Raw genomic sequence first — 24,044 nt, 5'->3', positions numbered from 1 at the left:
GTATGCCTATTTTTAAACCTTTTCGTGGAATAAGACCTCATAAAGACTACGAGAGCACTTTCCCCACTCATCCTCTGGACAATTTCACCCAGGAAGAGATCGCGGAAAAAGCTCAGGTAGAAAATACTTACATCCATATGATAAAACCCTATGTTGTAAGTAAATCCAAAGATATCGACAGGAATTTACGAAAGATCCGGTCGACTTTTGAAGACCTGATGGAAGAGAAAAAACTCGTTCAGGACAATTCTTCCTATTACCTTTATGAGCAGATTTATCCCAACAAACAGGTTTTCAGAGGGCTCCTTGGTCTGGCGAGCATCGAGGATTTCTGGAACGGTAAAATCAAAAGGCATGAGAGTACCATCCCTCAGAAAAAGGAAAAGCTGGCGCACTACCTGGAAAAGGTAAATCTTCAGGCAGAACCAGTATTGCTGACCTATCCTGCCAATTCAAAGATCGAATTGCTGATGAACCATGAGGAAAAAAATGTTCCGATCTTCAATCACGTGGATACGAAAGGAATCCGGCATAAAATCTGGAGAATCGACAACCGCCTGAAACTGCAGCAGTTTAAGGAAGTTATTGATCAGATCGATGCATTCTACATTGCGGACGGGCACCACCGGATCGGTTCTACGGCTTTGAACGCCAAGCACCAGAAAGACAAAAACAAAAGGCATAACGGGACGGAACTTTATAATTTCGTCTACAGTTTTATTGTTTCCAACCAATCCATCAAAATTCACGATTATAACCGTATTTTATCGGATATCAACGGATTGTCGGACGAAGAATTTTTAAAGGAGCTGGAAAAGTATTTCCTGATTCATGAGAAAGGAGAAACCGCCTATTATCCTTCACAGAAGTTCCACATTTCGATGTATCTGGGTGGTAAATTTTATTCCCTTCACGTAAGGCATGACCTTCGTTCGCAGGAAATGTCTCTGGATAACCTGGATCATCATTTGCTGGACAAATATATTTTCAAGGATATTTTAAAAATCGAAGATCCGGACAGTTCTGAAAAGATTTCTTATATAAAGGGGACTTCCAATATTGAAGGCATCACTCATTTAAAGGAAAAAGTTGACAGCGGTGAAGCTAAGGCCGGATTCGGAATATATCCTGTAAGTTTCAATGATATGATCAGGATTTCAGACCTGAAGCTGAGCATGCCTCCGAAATGTACATTTATTGAACCTAAATTGGTTACCGCTTTGTTAATGTACGATATGAAACAATAAACTATTAGTGATTTTTCCTTACTTTTAGCATCGGAAAAGAAAGGTAAATAAAAAATGAAAAAAGCATTCATTATCATTCCACTCTTTTTGGGTGGATTTTTATTTTCTCAGAAAAAGCCCTTCAAAAGACCGGCAAAGAAAACATCGACGACCGTAAAATTAAACTATCCTGAAGAGTTTAAAAAGATCTCCGATGAAATTATGACCAACGGGACAGCCTATGAAAACCTGGGACAGCTTACCAAAGGCATCGGTCCACGTTTCAGCGGAACGCCCGGATACATGAAAGCGGTAGACTGGGCCGAAAAAAAATTGAAAGAAATCGGCATCGATATGGTGTGGAGAATGGAGGCCAAAGCCCCGGTATGGATCCGGGGAAGAGAATCCCTGCAGATCAAAGCAGGAAACGGTGACTGGAAAAACATCAGGATGCTTTCTTTCGGGAACTCTGAAGGAACCGAAGGCAAAGATCTTACCGGGGAAATCGTACAGATCAGCTCTACTTCCGAGCTTAACGCCATGGCGGTGGGACAGCTGAAGGGCAAAATCGCCTTCGTTAATCTGCCGATGGACCCGAAGATCATCAATACCAGCGATTCTTACCTGCTGACTGCCAAATCCAAACTGATTTCAGCTTCAGTGATTGCCAAGACCGGAGCGAAAGCTTTAATCATAAGATCTTTAACCACCGCTTCCGACGATACGCCGCACGCCAAGATGGTGTATTATGAAGAAGATGACAAAATAAGAATCCCCGCCCTTTCCATCGGTGTGAAATCTGCAGACGAGCTCGAAAAACTAGTAAAAACCCAGAAAGTTACCGCCAAGCTGAACATGACCGCCCAGTCCAAAGGCGACACTACAAACCCGAACATCATTGCTGAAATTCAGGGTAAAAAAGATTCAAAAGTGATCGTTTTGGGTGCCCAGCTGGATTCATGGGATTTCGGGGAAGGGGCGATCGATGACGGTACAGGAGTCGCCCAGTGCATGGAAGTATTAAGAACCTTTAAAGCATTGGGTATCGAAAATAACCATACGATACGGGTGGTATTTTATGCCAATAGCGAAAATGGAGGTCAGGGCCGCGAAATGTATGCTGCGTATGTGAAAAAGAAAGACGAAAAGCATGTCTTCGCTTTAGGAACGGATGCCGGAGGATATTCACCGAGAGGATTTTCCCTGGATATGCCGCCCCAGAGAAGAAAGCTGATCTTTGAATGGAAAAATTATTTCCTTCCGTACGGCGTTTATGATTTCGACCAGACCGATGCGATCCAGGATATTTCCCCGCTGAAAAAGCTGGATATTCCATTGGCTGAGCTTGTGGTGGATACCCAGCGGTATTTCGATTACCATCATTCCGAACAGGATACTTTTGATAAAGTGAATAAAAGAGAACTTCTTTTAGGAGCGGTCGCGATGACGCAACTGGTATTTATGATTGATAAAAACTGGTAAATGATTTATTAAGCTGAATGGACATTTAGGAAATTTGCAAACATATTTCAACAGATTTTAAAAAGAAAACTTGAAGAAAATCGATATTTTAATGTAGAAGAATATTTGCGGAATTTTTTTGATTATTATGAAAAATACAATGCTCATAAATTCTTTAATAATGAAGAGATCATTCTTGACTCCCTGCATTTTCATTTGTATCGAAATACAATTCATGTTGAACGAATTATAAAAACCGAAGGTATTGACGAAGATTTTCAATTGAAATTTACCTTATTTCTGGAATCAATAGTCCAAAGCCAAAACAGTATATTTTACGATATTGAACGGGATTTGTATGGTAAATTTTTTTAATTCTGATATAGGATATTTCTATTTTTCAGATTTTAAAGAGGATGTTTTAAATTCATATGAAATTAGTAATCTACTGCCCATCTTGCCACAAGATACTGCCTTGGAAATAAATATTGATCTCTGAAAAGTCATACCATCTAAATTACACGTATTTCTTATCGTAGCATTATGAAAAAAATTCTCACCTGCTCCATTATATTTTTAAGTCTGAATATATTTTCGCAGACCAAAGAAGACTCTGTACAATTTGCCAAAATTTCCAGGGAAATACTGAATAACGGAAAAGCATACACCGAATTACGGGACCTGACCAAAAATATAGGCCACCGTCTCAGCGGCTCCGAATCATATGAAAAGGCCGTTCAATGGGCAGCGCAGGAACTCCGTAACGCGGGAGCCGATAAAGTATGGCTGCAGGAAGTGATGGTTCCGGTCTGGGTAAGAGGAAAAGAGTCTTTGCAGATCAAAAGCGCCGGAAAATGGACAAGCCTGAAAATGCTTTCATTGGGGAACTCCGAAGGAACCGGTGGAAAAGATGTGACGGGAGAAATCATCATGGTGAAATCTATGGAAGAATATGATAAGCTTACGCCGGAGCAGGTGAAAGATAAAATTGTCTTTTTCAACTACCCTTTCAGCCAATCCTTTGTGGAAACTTTCAAAGGTTACAGTGATGCTTCTAAATACAGGACGACGGCAGCTTCGTTAACGGCGAAAAAAGGCGGTAAATTTGCCATCATCCGTTCGCTTTCTTCAGCATTTGATGATGTTCCGCACACCGGTGCGATGCGGTACAGTGGCGATCAGAAAATTCCTGCGGTTGCAATCGGAAGCACCACTGCCAATGAGCTGGCCCGACTTTTACAATCCGGAAAGGTAACTGCAAAACTCAACTCCAACTGCGGCATGAAAGGGGAAAAGCTTTCCCATTCGGTTATCGGGGAAATTACAGGCAAAAAAGACAGTCAGGTCATTGTTGTGGGCGGACACCTGGATTCCTGGGACGTTGGCGAAGGTGCCCACGACGACGGAGCCGGAATCGTGCAGAGTATCGAAGTGATCCGGACTTTTAAAAAGCTGGAAATCCGGAACAGCCATACGATCCGGGTAGTTTGCTTTGCCAATGAGGAAAACGGCGTAAAAGGCGGCATCCAGTATGGAAAAGCAGCAAAGGAAAACAACGAGAAACATATTTTTGCCATAGAGACCGATGCCGGAGGATTCAGCCCGAGAGGAATTTCCCTGAATATGGAAGAGGTCCAAAGGAAAAAGATCCAAAGCTGGTCGGAACTGTTTTTACCTTACGGAATTTACGATTTTACAGGGAATTTTTCCGGTACGGATCTTTATCCTCTTCACGATATGGGTGTTCCCACAGCCGAACTTGTACCGGACTCCCAGCGGTATTTCGATATCCATCACACGGAAGAAGATACGTTTGAAAAAGTGAACCGGAGAGAGCTGTTGCTTGGAGCCAGTGCTTTGACGCAAATTCTGTATATGGTGGACAAGAATTGGTGATAATGCCTGACAGTGGAAGTTTTAGAAGTTATACAATCCCCTAAATTATTGGCATCTAGAACATTAATGAATGTCGTTTTTTAATCATAATGCTTACATCAGCATTCATTTGTCATTTCCGCAGGAATGTCAGCCACTGAAAATAAAATGATTTAGGCCCGTGCCGGAATTAGCAAACAAACCGTTGAAAACCAAATCATCACTAATTGCAGATATTCATAAAAAAAGTTTATTGAGACGGATCTCAATAAACCTTCTGTTTAATTGATCGTGATCTTTAATAGAAGCATTTTACCAACTATTTCTGACCATTATGTTTTTACTGCTTTAATAAACCTTTTAGAATTTATAGGCTACAAAACGATCGATGGCCAGTCCACCCGGAATCGACTGATACGGCGGGTTTTCTGCCGTACCGCCCCAACGCTGAAGTTTGGTTGCTATAGCTCCGTTATTGGCAGGCTGTCCTGCGATCGGCTTAATGGTTAAGAACAGATCCTGAGGGCCTGTAGTTACGATAAAAAAGGTATTATTAACGGTAAATCCTCCCATTCCCGAAGTTACGGAGTTATACAGACTGTTCCAGGTACCCGGTACCGCACCTATTGCATTCGCCAGATTGGTTTCATTATTAATAGCTCCACGGGTAATCAGATATTCTACCTGCCCCGGGATTGAGACTGCATTATCAAAACCGAAATCTGCGTTCAGGAACACCAGATACGTTCCTGCTGCCGGAAGAGAAAGCCTGGCAACCGAACTGTAACGGCCTGTCGGAATAGAATTATTCGTTGATGCCTGGACATTATTTATCAGCCAGGTTCCTTCTACATTGCTTGAAAAAGCCATTGACCTCCATGTGCCCACTCCGTTTGCATCACTCGTCAGTACTTTCCCTTCTCCCTGTGTACCATCCACAATCTTTACGGCTCCCGGAGTGCTTCCGTTATTAACCTCCAGTCTGGCAGCAGGACTGCTGGTACCAATACCTACTCTGTCATTAACGGCATCAACATTAAAAGTCGCATTGTCTACGGTAAAATGACTGGTCCCGCTGGTTGCAGAAGACGTGAAAGCCATGGTATTGGTTCCCTGGGAGACTGTACGGTTGGAAGTAAGCGTACCGTTGTTTTTGTACAGATCACTTCCTGCCCCTACTTTCTGCCAGAGGCTTCCGTCGAAGAAGTAATAGCCTACTGCTGTAATATTTACCCTTTGTGAATTTACATCTCCACCGGTAACATCTGTAATATAAATAATAGCTCCCGTGTGGTCTGTTCCGTACAGACTATTGCCTTTAGCCGTAAGTTCTGCTCTGGTAAGGCGCGGGGCCTGAAGGCCGTCCGCATCGGTACTTCCTAGTTTTGCAGCAATATCAAGCGTTGTTTTGGGCGATGATGTGTTGATACCTACTCTCCCCTGCTGTGCTGATGCATTTGCAGAAAAAAATATCAGGGAAAGCGTAATCCCTAAGACAAATCTGTTTTTCATTCCTACTGTTTAATCTGAGTTGTTGATTTTAAAGTGGCAAATATAATTTAATTTAAATATTTTTCACTTATAATTAATTATTATTTAACCAAAACTTATTAAACCCCTCAAAATACAAACATTACATAATTAATAAACACATTATTAATATTCATTCAAAATAAAATTATACAAATTGTTTTTTCTCAAAAAGCTTGAAAACGCAAAATACTACGATACTGAGGATTGCTAAGGATGCTTATAAATTAAAAGCTGAAAATCTGCAGATTGCCTTATCAAAGATTTAGGTGAAAAATTAACATCTGAATGACTTGCCTATTTAAAAAATATGAACTACCGGAATGAACTGCACTCCATTTCTGAAATAGCCGGTAAATATCAACATGGCAGGTCATTGATCATAAAAAAGACGGCAAATGAATATGTCGTCTTTTTTAAATATTAAATTAAATAGAATCGGGGAAATCGATGGATGATCAGCCTGATTTTTAATTAAAAATCAATTAAGATAAGCTTTTCTTTCCAGCTTAAAATCAAGTATATTGCCATCGCGGTTTATTTTCACCAGGATTGCCTTCTGATCCCTTTCCACACGGTTCATAAAATAATGACATGCCGTCGCTTCGTCCAGATGATCCAGCATAACACCGTTGATACTGATAATGGAATCTCCAATTTTTAAAGGAAAATTTTCATCCTTAAAGATAAAGGCAACCACAGGTTTTCTTTCTACAAAACGGTATGTAAAGCCGAAAGATTCCAGCCTGGCAGGATTATGGCGGACCGGTTTCATATAAATTCTATTATTTTTCCAATCCAGGATAAAAGAAAAATCCCTGAGAAATTCATTCCCGATAAGGTTTGAAGTACCCGTAGAGATAATCTCATCGGTGAAAATCTTATTTCCCAATGTGAGAGAATCCAGCCGGAAAACAGCGCCGGCCACCGGCACTGCCGCACCGAACGCCCCCGTTGAATGGGTGCCGAAAGTTTCTATTTTACGCACGGCCTTGGCAGGATCGAAATCCTTTTCAGTGATTTCAAATCTACCGGAAAAACCGGTATCAAATGTAAGCTCGATATTCTTATCCCGGAATGGGGTCTTTATGACTGGCGTTTTCTGAGCTCTCTGCTCAAAAGGCACTATAACGGGGTAGTCTTTCAGATCAAAAAAAGAAAGGTCAGAGGTGGCTTCTAAAGCATTCTCAGCATAATTGACTCTCCAGAAAAGGTTGGCCATCTGGTTGGCCCCAATGATTCCATCTACTTTCAGGCAGCTCAGCTCAGCTGAATCAAGATCCAGCACGATCGCACCGATGTTTTTGAAAATCAGCTGGTCAATAACCATTTCAGGAAGTTCGGTAAAGATCTGCTGCTTTTTGCTGTTGTTGGAATCCCCGACAAATCTTTTATACTTTTTCTTCAGTTTCAGTTCATCATAAATGGCACTGGAAATAACCGTTGGTGCCCCGGAATCAAACAGGAAATTGTAGGTTTTTCCTTTGATACTCACCTTTACAAACGGAAGGTTGTTATCAAATCTTAGATTTACTTTCTCTACAGGATGTTTAAGCTGTACCTCTCCTTTTGCAAAAAATTTCTTGGTCTGCGCATTCATTGTCATGATTGAACATAAAAAGAGTGAATACAGAATCTTTTTCATGAACTTATTTTAGACGAAATTAAGGTTTTTTGCGGGGATAGGGAAATTTTCAAACTTTCAGATGGATTTATGCAATTAAATAGTAAGCTTTAAATCTTATCCAGAATCTTCTTCGGCAACACTTTCACCAGCTGAGATTTATACTCCTTCTCAAGAATGACGAACTTCCAGCTTTTTCTATCCTGGGAAACGGCACAGGCTCTCATATTCGCATGGACAAGATAAGTGCTTTCATTGGCTAAATATTTTACATTATTTTTACCGTATTTTTGAGTAAAGGCCGCACCGATTTTCTTTTTCATATCGTCATTTATTGAACTGACATTGCATCTCAGCGAAAAAAAATAAGGCGCAAGGGCGAAATATTCATTGCCTATCTTTTCCGGTTTTTCAATATTTCCGAATCTGAGATTGCTCATATCGATCTTCATGAATGGATTGTTGTAGGTCATCGTAAGGATCTGGACCATCTGCTCTTTCGGAATAATGGTAAAGAATTTCGGATAGATATGGTTTACGCCCTGCTCGATCTTTTTTTTCTTAATGCTGTTTACAAAGCCGGTAAGCGATTTTTTAATCGCAGCATCGTCAGGATTGGACTGGGCTTTAGAAAAGGTTACAAAAGAAAGCAATACAAAGAGGAATAGGAATGATCTGGTTTTCATCATGATCGGATTATTAAAATTTCTGCGTTATTTTTTAATAAAAGAAGTCATGACGCGCCCGTTGTTCTTTACGGTATGCAGTCCTAGAATGTACTTTCCGGCTGATAAATTCCTTACATCGATCTCACTGCCGGACAGAATTCCTGAAGCGATCATTCTTCCGGATACATCGTAAAGCTCGTACCTGCTAACCAGGACCTCTCCTTTTATTCTGATAAAATCAGTCGCTGGATTGGGATAAATTGTTACACCATAAGCCTTTTCCGTTTCATCTACAGACAGAACTGCGCTGGTATTGTATAAAATATCCAGCCCTACATTATAATCGGCGATAACAACATCTTTTTTCCCGTCGCTGTTGATGTCGCCTACCGCAAGCCCGTCTTCATTATAACTGGTAGCATAGGCTACCGGAAAAAGCTGATACCCGTTAACATAATTTCCGGAGACGTTCTGGGAATACACCGTTACCCTGCTCCAGCCCCCATGAACAGCCACGATTTCATTTTTACCGTCGTTGTTGAGATCTGCCACCCTTAAAGCATCCGGCAGCTCATAAGCAGGCATTTCCCCCTGATCCGCATACACTGAACTTCCCGTTACCTGATGCAGAATCCTGACCTTTGAAGTTCCGTTCGGTCCTCTGCATAAAAGAAGGTCCTGCTTTCCGTCATTATTTACGTCACCGAGCGTCATGCCGTCGTAGGTCTGTCCGGTATCTAAAACGACAGGACTTGGATTTATAGTATTTCCGGTTGAAAAATACGTATATACTTTTTTAAGATTTGGAATATGGATTACGAGATCATTGCTGCTGTCATTGTTCATATCGGCAATTTCCATCATCGGAGCAGGATAATAGTAGGCATTGGCAGGTTTGGGAATGCTTATTCCCTGAAAAGTGCCGGCTGTGTTCTGTTGGTAAAGAACCTGAATATTCTGCCAGTTGGAAAGAATAATATCGTTTCTTCCATCGCGGTTCATATCGGCAATTCTCACCCTTTCAATAGTTTCGGTAATCGGAGTGGAAACGATGGGATCCAGTGTTCCGGATGCGTTCTGATAAAATATCCCGTAAAAGGAAGACGGCGACTTTATTCCGACAATAATATCATTTTTCCCGTCCTGATTAAGATCCCCGATGTCAATGGAACCGATGATTTTATAATCGGTAGCATAAGGATATCTTACAGGTGCATCCAGTGTTCCGTTTGCATTTTGCAGATATACCAGAATGGAATGGTTATTTACGCTGGAACCGTAGGCCTGAAGCCCGAGAACAAAATCATTTCGTCCATCGTTGTTTACGTCTCCTATTTTTACTACTTCCGGCCAGGATCCGGTCCATTTATTTTCATACGGCAAAAAGCTGATCTGGCTAAAAGCTTGAAAAGAAATTAGCAGCAGGAATAAAAAATATTTGTTTTTCATGGTTTATTGATTTTAGGATAATGCTAAAAAAGCCATCCTTACGGACGGCTTTTTTATATGAAAATTCGCTTATTTCACTTTTACCAGCTCTACATCGAAAACCAGCCATGCGTTTGGCGGGATTACGCCTCCTGCACCTCTCTCTCCGTAGCCCATTGCCGGCGGGATCAGTAAGGTAGCAGTCTCCCCTTCTTTCAATAATAAGATTCCTTCATCCCATCCTTTGATTACTCTACCCATTCCGATTGGAATTTCGATCGGCTCATTTCTTTTGAATGAAGAATCGAACTCCGTTCCGTCAACCAACTTCCCCGCATAGTGTACGGAAACATTGTCACCTGCTTTCGGTGCTTTTCCTTCCGTTGTTTTGGTGATTTTATAATAAAGACCGGATTCGGTTTTCTGCATTCCCGCTTTCAGGTTTTCAACCATTTTTTCCTGGTTTGCCTTGAATTCTTCTTCCTTTTTCTTCTTGTCAGCTTCTTCTTTTGCAGCCGCTGCTTTGTTATTTTCTGCGATCTTTGCCTTGCCTTCAGTAAAAGTTTTTGCAGGATCGTAGTTTTTGTACTCATCTCCTTTGCTGAATACAGAAACCTTTTCTAAAACGATATCGGTTTTAGGCTTGTCCTGAGGGCCTTTCTCTACATTTGCAATTGCATCGATCACTTCTTCTCCTTTTACTACCTTCCCAAAGATCGTGTGTCTCCCGTCCAGCCAAGGAGTAGCAACCTCGGTGATGAAGAATTGGGAACCGTTGGTATTCGGTCCTGAATTGGCCATAGAAAGGATTCCTTTTCCGGTATGTTTCAGATCATTTCTTTCATCCTCGAATTTATATCCGGGATCTCCCATCCCTGTTCCCTGAGGATCACCTCCCTGGATCATGAAATCCTTGATCACCCTGTGGAAAATAGTTCCGTCATAATAAGGAACTCCTTTCGCTTTTGCTTTGTTATCGATTTTCCCTTCTGCAAGTCCGATAAAGTTAGCTACCGTTACAGGGGCTTTTTTGTCTTCAAACTTTACAATCATATTGCCTTTTGTGGTCTGAAGATTTGCGTAAAGTCCGTCATGAAGACCTTCGTAAGTTTCTTTGTCTACGTTCATTTTTTTATAAATTGGTGTACAACTCATCAGCGATACACTTGCCGCTGCCAGAATTATATTTTTGTTAAACAATTTCATGGATTATAATGCTTTTAATTTTATAATTAAAGGAATATCATTATCGATCTTCTTTTCGTCGCCATACGTTCCGTAAGCCAGTGCAGAAGGAACCAGCAGGGTAACTTCCTCCCCATCGTGGATAAAACGCAAAGCATCCTCCACCGCCTTTAGCTCATCAAAGTGTCCGAATTTGGCATCCTTCCTTTCGACCGGCTGATCATAGATTTTGGTCTGGTCAAAATCGTACAGGTCATAGGAATAAGAGATCAGGCTGTTATCCTGCCTTCTCTGTCTCTGGTCGAAGCCTTGGGCATCAGTCCAATAATTAAGCTGGGTAGGATAAAACTTTATAGGCTGCCCGCCGATCCAGTCCTGGATCTGCGTTCTTTCCAGGGTGTTCAGGTTTTTCATCCTGTTCCGTGAAACCTCAAGATCGTTCTTGCTGAGAACACCGCCTACAGGAGGATGGGTCTGCGCATTTTTGCTGCAGCTGACGATCCCCAATATCGATATGAAGAGTATTTTTTTCATAAACTTTTGCGAAAATACACATTTCGGGAATCATTAACAAAACTTGGAACCAAAGTTTAATGATTTTCACTGTCGCTCAAGAAAAAACAAAAAAGCCGGAAAGAATTTCCCGGCCCTTTGTTTGTTATGTAATGATAAAATTAAGCGGTTTCCAAAACATGGTCAACCTTTACTCTCCATCCGAAAGGATCATCGGAAAGGTTGGTCTGAAGATTTACCAGATCATTTTTAAGAATTACGGCGAAGCTTTCTTCATCCGATAATCTCGGCAATTCAAGTTTCTCCCCGTTGTATCCTAAAGCCTGGAATACGGTAGTTACGACTGCGGTTCCAACACCCCATACCTCTTTCAAAGTACCGTTTTTCTGAGCATCAACCACATCTTTCACTTTGATCGGCTCCACTTTCACATCAATTCCTCTCTGTTTAGCCAAGTTGATAAAACTGTCTCTGGTTACACCGTCAAGGATCTTCTCAGACGTAGGAGGCGTATAGATCGTATCGTTGATTCTTACAAATACGTTCATCGTTCCGCTTTCCTCGAAATATTCGTGGGTAGCATCATCCGTCCAGATAATCTGCTCATAGCCTTCTTCAATCGCCAATTGCGTAGGATAGAAAGAAGCGGCATAGTTTCCAGCTGCTTTTGCAGAACCTACCCCACCGTTGGCCGCTCTGGAATAGTGGTCTGAAATTTTCACCGAAACAGGTTCCGTATAATACATTTTGGCAGGGGTTGCCACGATGGCGAACATATATTTATTGGCTACTCTCGCTTTCAGAGCTTCTTCAGTAGCGAAAATCAACGGTCTTATATATAAAGACATCCCTTCTCCTTCAGGGATCCAGTTTCTGTCGATATCCACCAAAGCTTTCAGCCCGTCTATAAACATTTCTTTAGTTACTTCAGGCATCGCCAGACGCTTTGCCGATTTATTGATACGTTCAAAATTCTTTTCAGGCCTGAAAAGGAAAACCTGTCCGTCTTTGTCTTTATAGGCTTTCATGCCTTCAAAACAAGCTTGTCCATAGTTTACTCCCATCATAGCGGGTGTAAAGGCTAAAGGACCATAAGGAACCAATTTTACATCACCCCACTTTCCATTCTCGTACTCACAGATGATCATGTGATCGATAAATGTGTTTCCGAATGAAAAGTTGTTTGGGTCGAATGTAGAAATTCGGGAGTTTTCAGTTTTTTGAATTATCATTTCTAAAATTTTTTATGAGGTTCTACAAATTTAATATAATTTTCTAAATATAAAAATTTTAGAGTAAATTTGTAAAAAAATAGCTTGAAAAGAGAAATCAAGACCACAAACGACGGCAGCAAAACATTGTTTATCAATGAATTGAACGAAAATTATCATTCACACCATGGTGCATTACAGGAGGCAGAACATGTGTTTATCAAAAACGGATTAAATCTTATAAATCATTATGAAATTAATATTTTAGAACTCGGTTTTGGAACAGGTTTGAATGTTTTGGTAACAATTAATGAATATTTAAAAACTGACAAAAGTCATGTCATCAACTACTTCACGCTCGAAAAGTATCCCGTAAATGAAGCTGAAATAAATGATTTGGCCTATTTTGACCTCTTCGATAACCCTGAATTCAAAAATATTTATCAAAAAATTCATCTTGCAGACTGGGAAAAATCAACTGAAATTATTAAAGGCTTCAACCTAAAAAAGATTCAATGTGATTTTTTCGATCTGAAAAATATTGATTTACCGGCCATTAACCTTGTTTACTACGATTGCTTCGGCGCAAGGGTCCAACCGGATCTCTGGGAAAAGCCTCTTTTTGAAATGGTGTCGGATAAAATGGCGGTAAACGGTTTATTAACAACTTATTCTTCCAAAGGCAATGTCAGAAGGATTCTTCGGGATCTGAATTTTCAGGTGGAAAAGAAGCAGGGTCCTCCGGGGAAAAGAGAGATGATCAATGCGGTGAAGCTGTAAATTTTCGGTTCACATTGACTTCGATGCGTACTATTACTACAGAGCATTTTATATAACGAATTAGTTTTACGTATGGATAATTAACAAATAGAGTAAATTGGCTTCAGGATCTTTATATCAGAATACGGGAAAAATAGCAGTTCCTAATTTATTTTATGGATAAAAATTCAAGAGAGATTTTTCTTAAAAATGAAAAAAAAGGATAATACACCTGTTAAAATTATCTTAGATTGAGGTAAAAATTATAACAGAGCGAAGTTCGTAAATATTCACATACTAAAAAAAATAAAGCAGGAATACTTCTGCTTTATTTTTTAATACGTGTCATGAATCCTTTATACCGATCCCCAATCTTTTACCATTCGTAAATCAATTGACTACCGCATCTATATTGATACTGTATTCATTGTTCCCGACTTTTGTAATCGTGTAAGATCCGGCGATGAGTACTATATTGCTTGCGTTACCGGAAACAGGTAATATATAATTACTAGTTATGTCAAAAACACTTCCTGCATCATAACCATCATTGACAATAACATTCATATTTACTTTGGTATCAGTTATTGGTGTAACTTTCACCTTGAAAGTATTGTTATCAATCTGCATAGTGCTGTACTGACTAAAACTTTCCTCCATTAGCTTTGAACTTGGGCAGAATCCGATACCACTATTACAGGCTGGCTTAAATCTTCTCATTTTTATTCCTGCATAATAGGATACAGTATACTCTTTGGCTGCTAAAATACTTTTTGAGATGACCTCATTATTGTACTGAGCTGAATTTTCTTCTTCCTGACAGGAAGTTGTAGAAGTTAACATTGCTAGAATCAGCAAACTACATGAAATTAGTTTTTTCATAATAAAAATGGTTATTGGTTTGTAAATGCAATATACAAAATAGAACTCAACAAATAGTGATTTTTTATCGATTTCTTAATAAATTGTTTTTAAGTATTTTACATGCTATTTTTTATCACTTATTTATCTCAGTATACTGAATACAAATTGTATAAACAACACAAAGTAATTTTCACAAAGCAATTACCTTCTTGAGCAACAGTAACTGCTTTGCTTAAGAGCTGAATCCCGTTGATGGATTTTCAAATTAACCACCAGTAATGCGAAAGAATTGATTCTTCATCCAAAATTCCTAAATTAGCCATACAAATTATTAGATATGATAGACAAGATCAACATTAGGGTGTATGCCTGTGCCGTAAAGAACAGGAAAGTTCTTGCTTTGTTTGAAGAATACGCCGGCGAGCCATTAATGAAGTTTCCGGGTGGCGGACTAGAATTCGGGGAAGGATTAATAGAGTGCTTACACCGTGAATTTGATGAAGAACTAAACGTAAAAATAGAGATTACAGAACATTTTTATACCCAGGAAGATTTCATGGTATCACGCTTCAGAGAAAACGAACAGCTGCTTACCATTTATTATCTTGTAAACATCATCAACGAAGAAGACTTTCTGATCCTCGATCCGTGTATTGAAAGAACAGATTGGGTGAGTATAGACCAGCCGGGCAACCCGTTTCCGCTACCGGTAGACCAGATTGTCTTTGATAAATTGAAAGAAAAATTCCTGTAAGTTCGCTTACAGGAATTTTTTATATTTACTTGATTTATTTACCGGGATACCCTAAAAGTACCGGCACCCGGATAAGGCTGCAGATAGCCGGAGTTCCAGTTCGATTGCAAAAGAGATTCAAGGTATTCATCGGTGCGGTTTCGGTGCGGATTGTACTGATCCTTCAGATCGATGTCTGCCATCTTACCTTTTACATTCCACCAGAACGCGCTCCAACCGCCTCTTAATTCCTTGATGATTTCATAAACGTTTTTGCCTGTTGCGCGGTTCATCAGCTTGGCAAACACCTGACCTTCGGTAGTGGTTAGATCCCTTAGTTGCTTTTCATACTGGTCTGCCAGGATATTCTGACGGTCGCGGATGTATTTTCTCCTGGATTTATCATCCATGTTCGTCATTTCACCCTGGATGTCGCGGTACTGCTGTAAAGCCGTTAAAAAAAGAGGGTATACGCGGTACAGCTTTTTATTAAGGAAGTAATAGTAATTTCTATCCAGCTGGTTGTTGAATTTCGGTTTATTAAGCAGAACCAGTTCATCCATTACCACTACGGTTTCCCCATTGATCTCATAAATCTTGGCCTTCTGCCGTTCATCATAAAAATATTTATTTCCGAATTCGTCTGTTTTCAGCAGTTCCTGAGGGTATTGGCTTAACGGTTTCGCAATCACAGAATCTTTCTGACCGAAAATGCTGATCCCAAAAAAGAAAAGGAAAAGACAGATAATCTTACTAAATTTCATTATTTTTACACTTATTAGAACAAAAATTGAACGCAAAAATCATTCCTTTTTATGAAATTTGAAAAGAAATCTTTGAAATTTTTAGAAAAATATTTAAACACCTCATCTCCAACAGGATATGAGCATGAAGGCCAGAAAATCTGGATGGATTACATCCGTCCTTACGTTGATAAAGTAGAAGTGGATCATTATGGCACCTGCTACGGAATCATCAACCCGGAAGCCGAATTCAAGGTGGTGATCGAGGCGCATGCCGATGAGATTTCATGGTATGTGAATTATATTACGGATGACGGGCTGATTTACGTAATCAGAAACGGAGGTTCCGATCAGACGATCGCCCCGTCTAAAGTCGTTCATATCCATGGTGAGAAGGGAATTGTAAAAGGCGTTTTCGGATGGCCGGCGATTCACACCCGAAGCAACCAGAACGAGCCGACTCCGAAAATTGAAAATATCTTTATCGATTGTGGCGCGACCACCAAGCAGGAAGTTGAAGAAATGGGAATCTATGTAGGATGCATGATCACTTATCCTGATGAATTCTTCGAAATGAATAACCGCTATTTTGTCTGCCGCGCATTGGATAATAGAATCGGAGGATTTATGATCGCGGAAGTGGCAAGACTTTTAAAGGAAAACAAAAAAACGATTCCATTCGGATTATACATTACCAATTCCGTCCAGGAAGAAGTCGGGTTGTACGGCGCGGATATGATCGCTGATACGATAAAACCAAACATCGCTATCGTTACCGATGTTACCCACGACACCACTACCCCGATGATCGAGAAGAAAAAGGAGGGCGACCAGAAATGCGGCGCAGGACCTGTGGTTTTCTTTGCTCCGAGTGTTCATCATACGATCCGGGAACTGATCATTCAGACGGCGAAAGCTAAAAAAATACCTTTCCAGAGAGCAGCAGCCAGCCGCGCTACCGGAACGGATACCGATGCCTTCGCACATTCAAACGGCGGCGTACCAAGCGCATTGATTTCTTTACCTTTACGGTATATGCACACGACTGTGGAAATGGTAGCCAAAGAAGATGTCGGAAATGTTATCCGGCTAATTTACGAAACCATTCTGGAGATCAAACCGGAAATGAAGCTGAAATACCACTGAAATATAATTGATGACTGATAGGGATGTATCGAATATCAGTTTTTTAAATCTAATTTGAAGTAAACGATAAAAATGAAAACGAAGCTTATTGCTCCCTCCCTTCTAGCCGCAGACTTCGGGAATCTGCAGAGAGATATCGAGATGTTGAATCATTCACAGGCCGACTGGATCCATGTGGACGTCATGGACGGAAGATTCGTCCCGAATATTTCTTTCGGGTTTCCGATGATGAAGACCGTTCAGCAGCACACCACGAAATTTGTAGATGTGCACCTGATGATCGTGGAACCTGAAAAATATGTAGAGGAATTTATAAATCAGGGAGCCGATCTGGTTTCCGTACATTATGAAGCCTGCACCCATCTGCACAGAACCATACATCACATACAGGATCTTGGAGCTAAGGCGGGAGTTGTCTTAAATCCTTCCACACCGGTTCTGATGCTGGAAGACATTATTGCCGACGTTGATCTCGTTCTTCTGATGAGTGTGAATCCCGGTTTCGGCGGTCAGAAATTCATTGAGAATACCTATAAAAAAATTGCAGAAACCAAAGATCTTATCCTGAGCAACAATTCTACGGCTTTAATTGAAGTGGACGGCGGGGTAAATATCGATAATGCAGCGAAACTTTTTGAGGCAGGAGCCGATGTATTGGTTGCCGGAAATGCAGTATTTTCTGCGGAAAATCCGGAACGCACCATTGAGCTGATGAAGATTTAATATCTTTCCACACAATCACATACACAAAAAGGCAGTTCTCTCTTGAACTGCCTTCTTCTTTCTGAAAATTTGAGCCTGTAATGGTTATTAGTTTTTAGAAAACTTTAATGCTTAAATTTTCCTTTTGTTCTAATGCTGACGTAAAGATGAGAATAAATAACCGTAAATACATCCGTAAAAACACGTAAAATAAGTTTACGTATTTATACGGATTGCGATAACCGAATAAAATTTATAACCTTCATTACTTACTTAATAAACAGGGATAAGTAAAAAGAAAATTTGAAAATCTTACAAAAATAAAAATCCGGAGACCATGATCTCCGGATTTTTTATGATAAAGCAATTTCCTTAGAAAATTTCTCTTCCTGAAAAATGGAACTGTGCTTCGATAAGTGCATTCTCGTCAGAATCTGAACCGTGAACCGCATTCTCTCCGATGCTTCTGGCAAACATTTTTCTGATGGTACCTTCTGCCGCTTCAGCAGGATTAGTAGAACCGATCAATGTTCTGAAGTCTTCAACGGCATTTTCTTTTTCAAGAACAGCAGCTACAATTGGGCCTGAACTCATGAAATCAACCAATTCTCCGTAGAATGGCCTTTCAGCGTGTACTTCATAGAATTTTTTTGCATCAGCTACGGTAAGCTGTGTCAACTTCATCGCTTTGATTTTGAAACCTCCTTCTGCGATTTTCCCTAATATAGCACCGATATGTCCGTCCGCAACTGCATCAGGCTTAATCATAGTGAATGTAATGTTAGACATAAAATGGATATTTTTTTAATGGCGCAAAAATACAAAAAAATCTCGTCTTTTTGATTTTAAAATATTTTTAACATAAAAATAACATTCGTTAAGAAATTAGCCATAAAACTTTGGCACAGGATTTGTTTATATCATTACGATTCTCATGTTTAATTTGAGTTTTCATGGTTATTAGTTTTTACCCAGCTTCGGCTGGGTTTTTTATTATCTGGAATTCCCAAAAATGTATCCCAGCACTAACATTTACGTATAATTAAACAAATGCTTAATAAAAACGCCGCTATTTTAAGGCTGTTAATATATAACAAAAGTTATCCTGATGAACAAGTAATAATATCAGGACATTGTAATAAACAGCAATCCATACCAATAAGTCATTATGGCAGCACAGATTGTATTGCGTAAAAAATCTAAAGACTGTCCGGACAATGATCCGTGAGATAAAAGAGGCACTACTTCTGGGAGTTTTCCTCCGCTTCTTCCATCAGCTTAATATAGGTGGCATATCGGGAATGCTGAATTTCTCCTGTTTCCAGCGCTTCGATAACGGCACATTTCGGCTCATTAATATGAAGGCAGTTATGGTATTTGCATTCTTCCCTTTTCCTGAAGATTTCCGGAAAATAATGCTGTACTTCTTCCTTTTCAATGTCGATCATCGCAAATTCCCGTACGCCGGGCGTATCGATTACATTGCCGCCGAAGTCCCAGAAATGCATCTGTGCAAAAGTAGTGGTATGCTTGCCTTTCAGATGGGTATCGGAAATTTCTGAAGTTTTAAGATTAAGACCGGGCTGTAAAGCATTCACCAACGTAGATTTTCCACATCCCGAATGTCCGAAAAATACTGACGTTTTATCCTGAAGCAATTCTTTCAGCTGATCAAGATGTAATCCTGAATAGGACGAAATTTCCAATGAGCTGTAACCGATTTCACCATATAGGAATTCTATATCTTTTACAATTTCCGTTTCCTCTTCTTGCAGCACATCCATTTTATTGAACAGGATTAAAGGAGAAATATTGTAGGCTTCGCAGCACGCCAGGAATCTGTCAAGAAAACCAAGTGATGTTTCGGGATGTTTTAAGGTAAAAATAAAGCATGCCAGATCAATATTTGAGGCAATGATATGCGCTTCTTTGGAAAGGTTCACAGATTTCCGGATCAGGTAGTTTGTGCGCGGTTCAATTTTCGTGATCCAGGCAATATCGTCCTGCTCCAGCTGAAATTCCACAAAATCACCCACAGCAAGCGGATTGGTAAGACGGGTTTTAATGAGCTTAAACTTTCCGCGGATTCTCGCCTCGAAAATTTTCCCGGTTTCCATTTCGAGTACCTGATACCAGCTTCCTGTAGATTTAATGATTTTTCCTTTCATATAGTAAGATGGTGCAAATATAAGGAATTAGGTTTTAGGTTTGGAGTCGGAATGTCCGAGAGTTAGAGAATATTGATTTCCTATTATTGCAAAGCTGGAATAGAGAAGACTGATGATAAAGGTTTTTCCTGTCAATATCTAATTAACGTAAACTCGAAATAGAAAATAGCAAAAGGCTGGAAGAAGGAAGCCGGATCCTGGAAGTTTCTTCTGTTAAAATATTGCTAGCGGTCTTACAAATTAAATGATCTTATTTGTTGTATTATATTAAGAAGAGAATTCTGGTGATATTTTTTTCATTTTTCTCTTTTTTATTTATTAAATCGTTGAAAATAAATTAAATACCATCAAGTTTACGTTAATTGAGGATATCACATTAAGCATAGAATAAAGGATTAGCAAAATGAATCTTCTCCAGAGGAGAGTCATGATCATACTATTGCGTGAAACCCGATGTTAACAAAAGCGGGCGGCTGCCCCACCGTTTATAAAAAGGAATATAATGCCGCAAGCTCATCCAAACAACGTCCTGTGTTTAATGATTACTTTCCCGCAGGCTTGAGTTTACCCTTTAAACAAATAACCCCGGACATTACCCGGGGCTATTTGATACCGCCCTTTCAGGGCTGGATGAATTATTTATCGGGCTTAAAAGACTAAAATCATTTAAAAGACCATCGGATCCATATAAGTTTACGTTAGTATAAAACTTCCAAAGTTAAATCCACAAACCCTCATACTCTCTAACTTTAAATTCTTCACTATTTAACCCCTAAACCCGTTTACCTGTTAATCATAATACTGTTCTGCACCTCAATGGATTCTTCATGAATGGCTTTGAACACCTTTTCGATAAATTCCTGCGACATACCGGTTTCTACAGCCTTCTGATTAGCATATTCGGTAATGACCTTCCACCGGTCGGGCTGAAAGATGGCAATATCATTTTCCTTTTTCAGCTTTCCGATTTTTTCAGAGATCTTCATCCTTTGCGATAAGAGTTCGATCAGCTGGAAATCAATATCTGAAATCAGGGTTCTGTGTCTTCCCATATCCCCTTCGAAACCACCAAGGCCTGAGTTTCTCATTTTCAGGTTTCCGATGAGATCCGCCAGAACTTCAGGGGTAATCTGCTGGGCGGCATCGCTCCATGCTTCATCCGGATTACAGTGGGTTTCGATAATGGCACCCTGATAGCCTACATTCAGAGCCTCCTGCGTAACATCCGCCAGGCCGGTCCTGTTTCCACAGATATGTGAAGGATCGATCAGCATCGGAATATTGGGAAACTGACTTTTGAAATCCAGGGCAATCTGCCAGTTGGGATTATTCCGGTATTTGGTTTTCTGGTAGGTCGAAAAACCTCTGTGAATAACACCTAAATTTTTAATATCCTGTCCGAGCAGCCTTTCCAGTGCGCCAATCCATAAAGCAAGATCCGGATTTACGGGGTTTTTTACCAAAACCGGCTTATCGGTTCCTCTTAATGCCATAGCGATTTCCTGTACGGTAAACGGATTGACGGTAGAACGTGCTCCGATCCACAGAATGTCTACATCCGCTTCGAGAGCGGCAAAAACATGGTGGGCATTAGCCACTTCCGTTGCTGTTTTAAAACCGTATTCCTCCTTCACTTTTTTCAGCCAGTTAAGGCCGATAACGCCTACTCCTTCAAAACCATTGGGTTTTGTACGCGGCTTCCAGATCCCCGCCCGGAAAATCGGAACATGGGCCTGGGTTTCACGTATTCTTCTTGCCGTTTCCAGCATTTGTGCTTCACTTTCCGCACTGCATGGCCCGGCGATCATGATGGGTTGCGAAAACTCATCTGTCCAGCTGCTTTTTAATTCTTTTAAATCCATTATTCTTACTTATTTTTTGTTTTTATATTGAGTACATAGCAGAAAAGCATCATAAAATAACTTTATAACTCTTTTCAAAAAACTGCCGTTAAAATCTTTATTAAAGGAAATAGGGATTGAAGAAATCAATATCCCGTTTATTTTTTGGAAAGAAATTCAGTTAGCAATACCAATAATAAAATCGATAATCGTTTCTGAAATTTCTAAAATAGGTAAACAAAACACCGAAATCGCCGCTAAAAAAATGATTAGCAGATGCGAAAAAAGACTGATATGGATGATTTAATTTTTCCATGTGAACGTCCGTTCCGGGCTTTTGTTTTAAAATGTACAGATCTGAAAAAACAATTTTCCTGATCGAATATCTGACAAATATATAAAATTTATTTAAATATTGTTTTTTTGATCAGATATTTTTGTTGCAACCTGTGAAAAATCAGTTTTAAGAACCAGCTTCAAAAATAAATAAAGAAATTGTTTAGTGGAAATTTTGAATCAGTTATAAAGGTCGGAGATAAAATCTTAGAGGCTATCGACACAAATGCAATGGATAAAACCTGACAGGCTAGAAACCTTTCAGGTTTATTTAGTTAGATTTCATAACCTCCCAGCTTCAGATTGATTTTTTGATGCTGTTACGTAAGATCAAACCGCATCAGGTCATCAAGATCTTTCAGCAACGGGTTTTTCTCGGCAAATTTTTCAAAGATTTTCCTTTTGGTCATCACCTCGATCTTAAGGTTTTCGGTATCTCTTTTGTAAAGAATCTCAATGGAAAAATTATGGACCTTTGTTTTAAAATGATTAAAAAATTCACGGCTTACCTTATCGAATTCCACTTTTGCGGAATCCGAAGGGAACAATACCGTAATCTGATTTTCACCGGATTTCAGGAGCTTAAAGGTTTTAATGGCGTTGAAAACAAAAGGATCTTTCCGCTGAAGCTGCTTCAGCATAAGGTTCCATTCTGCCTGGAGATCGGTTTCGGTAAAATGATTCTGGGGAAGGTTTTCCGTTTTTACGGTAACCGCTTCTTCCTCAACAACATCATCTTCTTTATTTAAGAATGCAGTGATGCTGAATCCTGAGGAGATAACCTGCTTTGTAAGAGGTTTTGTGGTTTTCCTGATTTCAGCTTCCTGAGGTTTTGTAATTTTTGAATATTTTGCAGGTTCCGTTTTTATTTCTTTTGTTTCACGGACTTCAGGAGATTTTACGTCTGTATTTCCTTCTTTAGGAAACGGAGGAAGTATTAAGAACTTTTTTTTTTAGCAACGCCTGAATCAGCCGTTAAAGAAGCGAGCTGCATCAGAGCAATTTCTACGGTAAGCCTCGGATTTTTAGAATTTTTATAATTGATATCCGCATGGTTGCAGATTTCAATTGCATCGATCAGCTGCTGAGGGTTCCACTTTCGGGCCTGCTCAACAAATTTTGCCTTAGTCTGTTCGCCGACTTCAATAAGTTCGATGGTGGAAGCGTTCTGTGCCATCATCAGATCTCTGAAATGATTCCCCAGCCCCGCAATAAAGATATGCGGATCAAATCCTCTTTTAACAATTTCGTTGAACGCAAAAAGAACTTCCGGAATTTTATTTTCTTTAGCTAAATCTACAATTTTTAGATATTGGTCGTAATCCAGAATATTCAAAACTTCTGCAGCTTTGGCTACTGTAATGTTCTTTTGGGAAAAGGTGGAAAGCCTGTCGAAAATAGAAAGGGCATCTCTTAATGCACCGTCTGCTTTCTGAGCAATTAAATATAAAGCATCATCTTCATACCGAATCGTTTCTTTCTGAGCAATCGTTCTGAGATGACCCTGAATATCTTCAATGACGATTCTTTTGAAATCGTAGATCTGACATCTGGATAAAATGGTCGGAATAATCTTATGCTTTTCGGTGGTGGCCAGAATAAAAATGGCATGCGCCGGCGGCTCCTCAAGGGTTTTAAGGAAAGCGTTGAATGCCGCAGAGGACAGCATATGAACCTCATCGATGATATATACCTTATACTTCCCTGTCTGAGGTGCATAACGTACCTGATCGATAAGTTCCCTGATATCATCTACGGAATTATTAGAAGCTGCATCCAGTTCATAAATGTTGTAAGCAAAGCCGTCTTCCGAAACAGAACCGTCCTTTTCATTGATCTTCCTGGCCAGGATCCGGGCGCAGGTTGTTTTTCCTACTCCTCTGGGCCCGCAGAACAACAGGGCCTGAGCAAGCTGGTTTTCAGCGATTGCGTGTTCTAAAGTATCCGTAATGTGGGATTGCCCGACAACGGTGTCAAACTCCTGTGGGCGATATTTCCGTGCAGATACGATAAAATTTTCCATTGGCCAAA

At 40.0% G+C, this 24,044-nt stretch carries 21 protein-coding genes; 7 read left to right on the top strand and 14 right to left on the bottom strand.

Annotation, left to right across the window (positions count from 1 at the left end; genetic code table 11):
- The first annotated feature begins 2 nt into the window (after window positions 1-2).
- The 3 genes from ACED20_RS02690 (at window position 3) to ACED20_RS02680 (ending at window position 4,583) form a co-directional block, all read left to right on the top strand.
- On the top strand, window positions 3-1,247 hold the full coding sequence (locus ACED20_RS02690; RefSeq protein WP_294200748.1) for a DUF1015 domain-containing protein: 1,245 nt from the start codon (window positions 3-5) through the stop codon (window positions 1,245-1,247).
- A gap of 54 nt (window positions 1,248-1,301) precedes the next feature.
- Window positions 1,302-2,708 carry a M20/M25/M40 family metallo-hydrolase gene (locus tag ACED20_RS02685; RefSeq protein ID WP_294263014.1) on the top strand — a complete coding sequence of 469 codons (1,407 nt, stop codon included), beginning with the start codon at window positions 1,302-1,304 and terminating at the stop codon, window positions 2,706-2,708.
- A 522-nt stretch (window positions 2,709-3,230) separates the two neighbouring features.
- On the top strand, window positions 3,231-4,583 hold the full coding sequence (locus ACED20_RS02680) for a M28 family peptidase (RefSeq protein ID WP_294323208.1): 1,353 nt from the start codon (window positions 3,231-3,233) through the stop codon (window positions 4,581-4,583).
- Window positions 4,584-4,922: 339 nt separating this feature from the next.
- Here the strand turns inward: ACED20_RS02680 and ACED20_RS02675 are convergent, their stop codons facing one another.
- From ACED20_RS02675 to ACED20_RS02645, 7 genes are all read right to left on the bottom strand, one after another.
- Window positions 4,923-6,074, bottom strand: coding sequence for a hypothetical protein (locus ACED20_RS02675; protein ID WP_378103398.1), 1,152 nt, complete (start codon window positions 6,072-6,074; stop codon window positions 4,923-4,925).
- A gap of 499 nt (window positions 6,075-6,573) precedes the next feature.
- On the bottom strand, window positions 6,574-7,737 hold the full coding sequence (locus ACED20_RS02670; RefSeq protein WP_378103397.1) for an aspartyl protease family protein: 1,164 nt from the start codon (window positions 7,735-7,737) through the stop codon (window positions 6,574-6,576).
- A gap of 89 nt (window positions 7,738-7,826) precedes the next feature.
- The gene (locus ACED20_RS02665) at window positions 7,827-8,405 is read right to left on the bottom strand and encodes a hypothetical protein (protein WP_378103396.1); all 579 of its coding nucleotides are present in this window, start codon (window positions 8,403-8,405) and stop codon (window positions 7,827-7,829) included.
- 24 nt (window positions 8,406-8,429) lie between these two features.
- Window positions 8,430-9,833, bottom strand: coding sequence for a T9SS type A sorting domain-containing protein (locus ACED20_RS02660; protein WP_378103395.1), 1,404 nt, complete (start codon window positions 9,831-9,833; stop codon window positions 8,430-8,432).
- Between the two features lie 69 nt (window positions 9,834-9,902).
- Window positions 9,903-10,940, bottom strand: a complete 1,038-nt coding sequence (locus ACED20_RS02655) for a peptidylprolyl isomerase (protein WP_294238779.1) — start codon at window positions 10,938-10,940, stop codon at window positions 9,903-9,905.
- Between the two features lie 81 nt (window positions 10,941-11,021).
- The gene (locus ACED20_RS02650) at window positions 11,022-11,531 is read right to left on the bottom strand and encodes an FKBP-type peptidyl-prolyl cis-trans isomerase (RefSeq protein WP_294238739.1); all 510 of its coding nucleotides are present in this window, start codon (window positions 11,529-11,531) and stop codon (window positions 11,022-11,024) included.
- A gap of 140 nt (window positions 11,532-11,671) precedes the next feature.
- A complete protein-coding gene (locus ACED20_RS02645; protein WP_294201434.1) occupies window positions 11,672-12,742 on the bottom strand; it encodes a branched-chain amino acid aminotransferase in 1,071 nt (356 codons plus the stop codon).
- An 84-nt stretch (window positions 12,743-12,826) separates the two neighbouring features.
- Here ACED20_RS02645 and mnmD point away from each other — a divergent pair, with 84 nt between their 5' ends.
- The gene (gene mnmD / locus ACED20_RS02640; protein WP_294238732.1) at window positions 12,827-13,501 is read left to right on the top strand and encodes a tRNA (5-methylaminomethyl-2-thiouridine)(34)-methyltransferase MnmD; all 675 of its coding nucleotides are present in this window, start codon (window positions 12,827-12,829) and stop codon (window positions 13,499-13,501) included.
- Between the two features lie 369 nt (window positions 13,502-13,870).
- On the opposite strand, the gene ACED20_RS02635 is transcribed toward mnmD, so the two are convergent.
- Window positions 13,871-14,362 carry a hypothetical protein gene (locus ACED20_RS02635; protein WP_378103392.1) on the bottom strand — a complete coding sequence of 164 codons (492 nt, stop codon included), beginning with the start codon at window positions 14,360-14,362 and terminating at the stop codon, window positions 13,871-13,873.
- A gap of 319 nt (window positions 14,363-14,681) precedes the next feature.
- On the opposite strand from ACED20_RS02635, the gene ACED20_RS02630 reads away from it, so the two are divergent.
- Window positions 14,682-15,098, top strand: coding sequence for an NUDIX domain-containing protein (locus tag ACED20_RS02630; RefSeq protein WP_294238729.1), 417 nt, complete (start codon window positions 14,682-14,684; stop codon window positions 15,096-15,098).
- A gap of 38 nt (window positions 15,099-15,136) precedes the next feature.
- On the opposite strand, the gene ACED20_RS02625 is transcribed toward ACED20_RS02630, so the two are convergent.
- Window positions 15,137-15,841, bottom strand: a complete 705-nt coding sequence (locus ACED20_RS02625) for a DUF4294 domain-containing protein (protein WP_294201430.1) — start codon at window positions 15,839-15,841, stop codon at window positions 15,137-15,139.
- Window positions 15,842-15,892: 51 nt separating this feature from the next.
- On the opposite strand from ACED20_RS02625, the gene ACED20_RS02620 reads away from it, so the two are divergent.
- Window positions 15,893-16,966 carry a M28 family peptidase gene (locus ACED20_RS02620; RefSeq protein WP_294201429.1) on the top strand — a complete coding sequence of 358 codons (1,074 nt, stop codon included), beginning with the start codon at window positions 15,893-15,895 and terminating at the stop codon, window positions 16,964-16,966.
- Window positions 16,967-17,038: 72 nt separating this feature from the next.
- Entirely contained in the window at window positions 17,039-17,689 is a 651-nt protein-coding gene (rpe, locus tag ACED20_RS02615) for a ribulose-phosphate 3-epimerase (RefSeq protein ID WP_294201428.1), read from the top strand.
- A gap of 351 nt (window positions 17,690-18,040) precedes the next feature.
- On the opposite strand, the gene ACED20_RS02610 is transcribed toward rpe, so the two are convergent.
- From ACED20_RS02610 to dnaX, 5 genes are all read right to left on the bottom strand, one after another.
- Window positions 18,041-18,457, bottom strand: coding sequence for a nucleoside-diphosphate kinase (locus ACED20_RS02610; RefSeq protein ID WP_294201426.1), 417 nt, complete (start codon window positions 18,455-18,457; stop codon window positions 18,041-18,043).
- Between the two features lie 452 nt (window positions 18,458-18,909).
- Entirely contained in the window at window positions 18,910-19,836 is a 927-nt protein-coding gene (gene rsgA / locus ACED20_RS02605; RefSeq protein ID WP_294238726.1) for a ribosome small subunit-dependent GTPase A, read from the bottom strand.
- Between the two features lie 782 nt (window positions 19,837-20,618).
- Window positions 20,619-21,698 (bottom strand): chorismate mutase, encoded by a 1,080-nt coding sequence (locus tag ACED20_RS02600; protein WP_294224072.1) that lies wholly within the window; start codon window positions 21,696-21,698, stop codon window positions 20,619-20,621.
- Between the two features lie 635 nt (window positions 21,699-22,333).
- Window positions 22,334-22,654, bottom strand: a complete 321-nt coding sequence (locus ACED20_RS02595) for a hypothetical protein (protein ID WP_294224075.1) — start codon at window positions 22,652-22,654, stop codon at window positions 22,334-22,336.
- Between the two features lie 296 nt (window positions 22,655-22,950).
- Window positions 22,951-24,036 carry a DNA polymerase III subunit gamma/tau gene (gene dnaX / locus ACED20_RS02590; protein ID WP_294201569.1) on the bottom strand — a complete coding sequence of 362 codons (1,086 nt, stop codon included), beginning with the start codon at window positions 24,034-24,036 and terminating at the stop codon, window positions 22,951-22,953.
- Window positions 24,037-24,044 lie beyond the last annotated feature (8 nt).

It is taken from the genome of Chryseobacterium sp. sg2396 (assembly GCF_042610505.1).
Taxonomy (GTDB): Bacteria; Bacteroidota; Bacteroidia; order Flavobacteriales; family Weeksellaceae; genus Chryseobacterium.
The sequence above is the reverse complement of the archived record's forward strand: the minus strand, read 5'-3'. Positions and strand labels throughout refer to the sequence as shown.

Excerpts from the sequence above, each read along its gene's own strand:
- ACED20_RS02690 (WP_294200748.1), top strand. The coding sequence starts at position 3 with ATGCCTATTTTTAAACCTTTTCGTGGAATAAGACCTCATAAAGACTAC.
- ACED20_RS02685 (WP_294263014.1), top strand. The coding sequence starts at position 1,302 with ATGAAAAAAGCATTCATTATCATTCCACTCTTTTTGGGTGGATTTTTA.
- ACED20_RS02680 (WP_294323208.1), top strand. The coding sequence starts at position 3,231 with ATGAAAAAAATTCTCACCTGCTCCATTATATTTTTAAGTCTGAATATA.
- ACED20_RS02675 (WP_378103398.1), bottom strand. The coding sequence starts at position 6,074 with ATGAAAAACAGATTTGTCTTAGGGATTACGCTTTCCCTGATATTTTTT.
- ACED20_RS02670 (WP_378103397.1), bottom strand. The coding sequence starts at position 7,737 with ATGAAAAAGATTCTGTATTCACTCTTTTTATGTTCAATCATGACAATG.
- ACED20_RS02665 (WP_378103396.1), bottom strand. The coding sequence starts at position 8,405 with ATGATGAAAACCAGATCATTCCTATTCCTCTTTGTATTGCTTTCTTTT.
- ACED20_RS02660 (WP_378103395.1), bottom strand. The coding sequence starts at position 9,833 with ATGAAAAACAAATATTTTTTATTCCTGCTGCTAATTTCTTTTCAAGCT.
- ACED20_RS02655 (WP_294238779.1), bottom strand. The coding sequence starts at position 10,940 with ATGAACGTAGACAAAGAAACTTACGAAGGTCTTCATGACGGACTTTAC.
- ACED20_RS02650 (WP_294238739.1), bottom strand. The coding sequence starts at position 11,531 with ATGAAAAAAATACTCTTCATATCGATATTGGGGATCGTCAGCTGCAGC.
- ACED20_RS02645 (WP_294201434.1), bottom strand. The coding sequence starts at position 12,742 with ATGATAATTCAAAAAACTGAAAACTCCCGAATTTCTACATTCGACCCA.
- ACED20_RS02635 (WP_378103392.1), bottom strand. The coding sequence starts at position 14,362 with ATGAAAAAACTAATTTCATGTAGTTTGCTGATTCTAGCAATGTTAACT.
- ACED20_RS02630 (WP_294238729.1), top strand. The coding sequence starts at position 14,682 with ATGATAGACAAGATCAACATTAGGGTGTATGCCTGTGCCGTAAAGAAC.
- ACED20_RS02625 (WP_294201430.1), bottom strand. The coding sequence starts at position 15,841 with ATGAAATTTAGTAAGATTATCTGTCTTTTCCTTTTCTTTTTTGGGATC.
- ACED20_RS02620 (WP_294201429.1), top strand. The coding sequence starts at position 15,893 with ATGAAATTTGAAAAGAAATCTTTGAAATTTTTAGAAAAATATTTAAAC.
- rpe (WP_294201428.1), top strand. The coding sequence starts at position 17,039 with ATGAAAACGAAGCTTATTGCTCCCTCCCTTCTAGCCGCAGACTTCGGG.
- ACED20_RS02610 (WP_294201426.1), bottom strand. The coding sequence starts at position 18,457 with ATGTCTAACATTACATTCACTATGATTAAGCCTGATGCAGTTGCGGAC.
- rsgA (WP_294238726.1), bottom strand. The coding sequence starts at position 19,836 with ATGAAAGGAAAAATCATTAAATCTACAGGAAGCTGGTATCAGGTACTC.
- ACED20_RS02600 (WP_294224072.1), bottom strand. The coding sequence starts at position 21,698 with ATGGATTTAAAAGAATTAAAAAGCAGCTGGACAGATGAGTTTTCGCAA.
- ACED20_RS02595 (WP_294224075.1), bottom strand. The coding sequence starts at position 22,654 with ATGCTGAAGCAGCTTCAGCGGAAAGATCCTTTTGTTTTCAACGCCATT.
- dnaX (WP_294201569.1), bottom strand. The coding sequence starts at position 24,036 with ATGGAAAATTTTATCGTATCTGCACGGAAATATCGCCCACAGGAGTTT.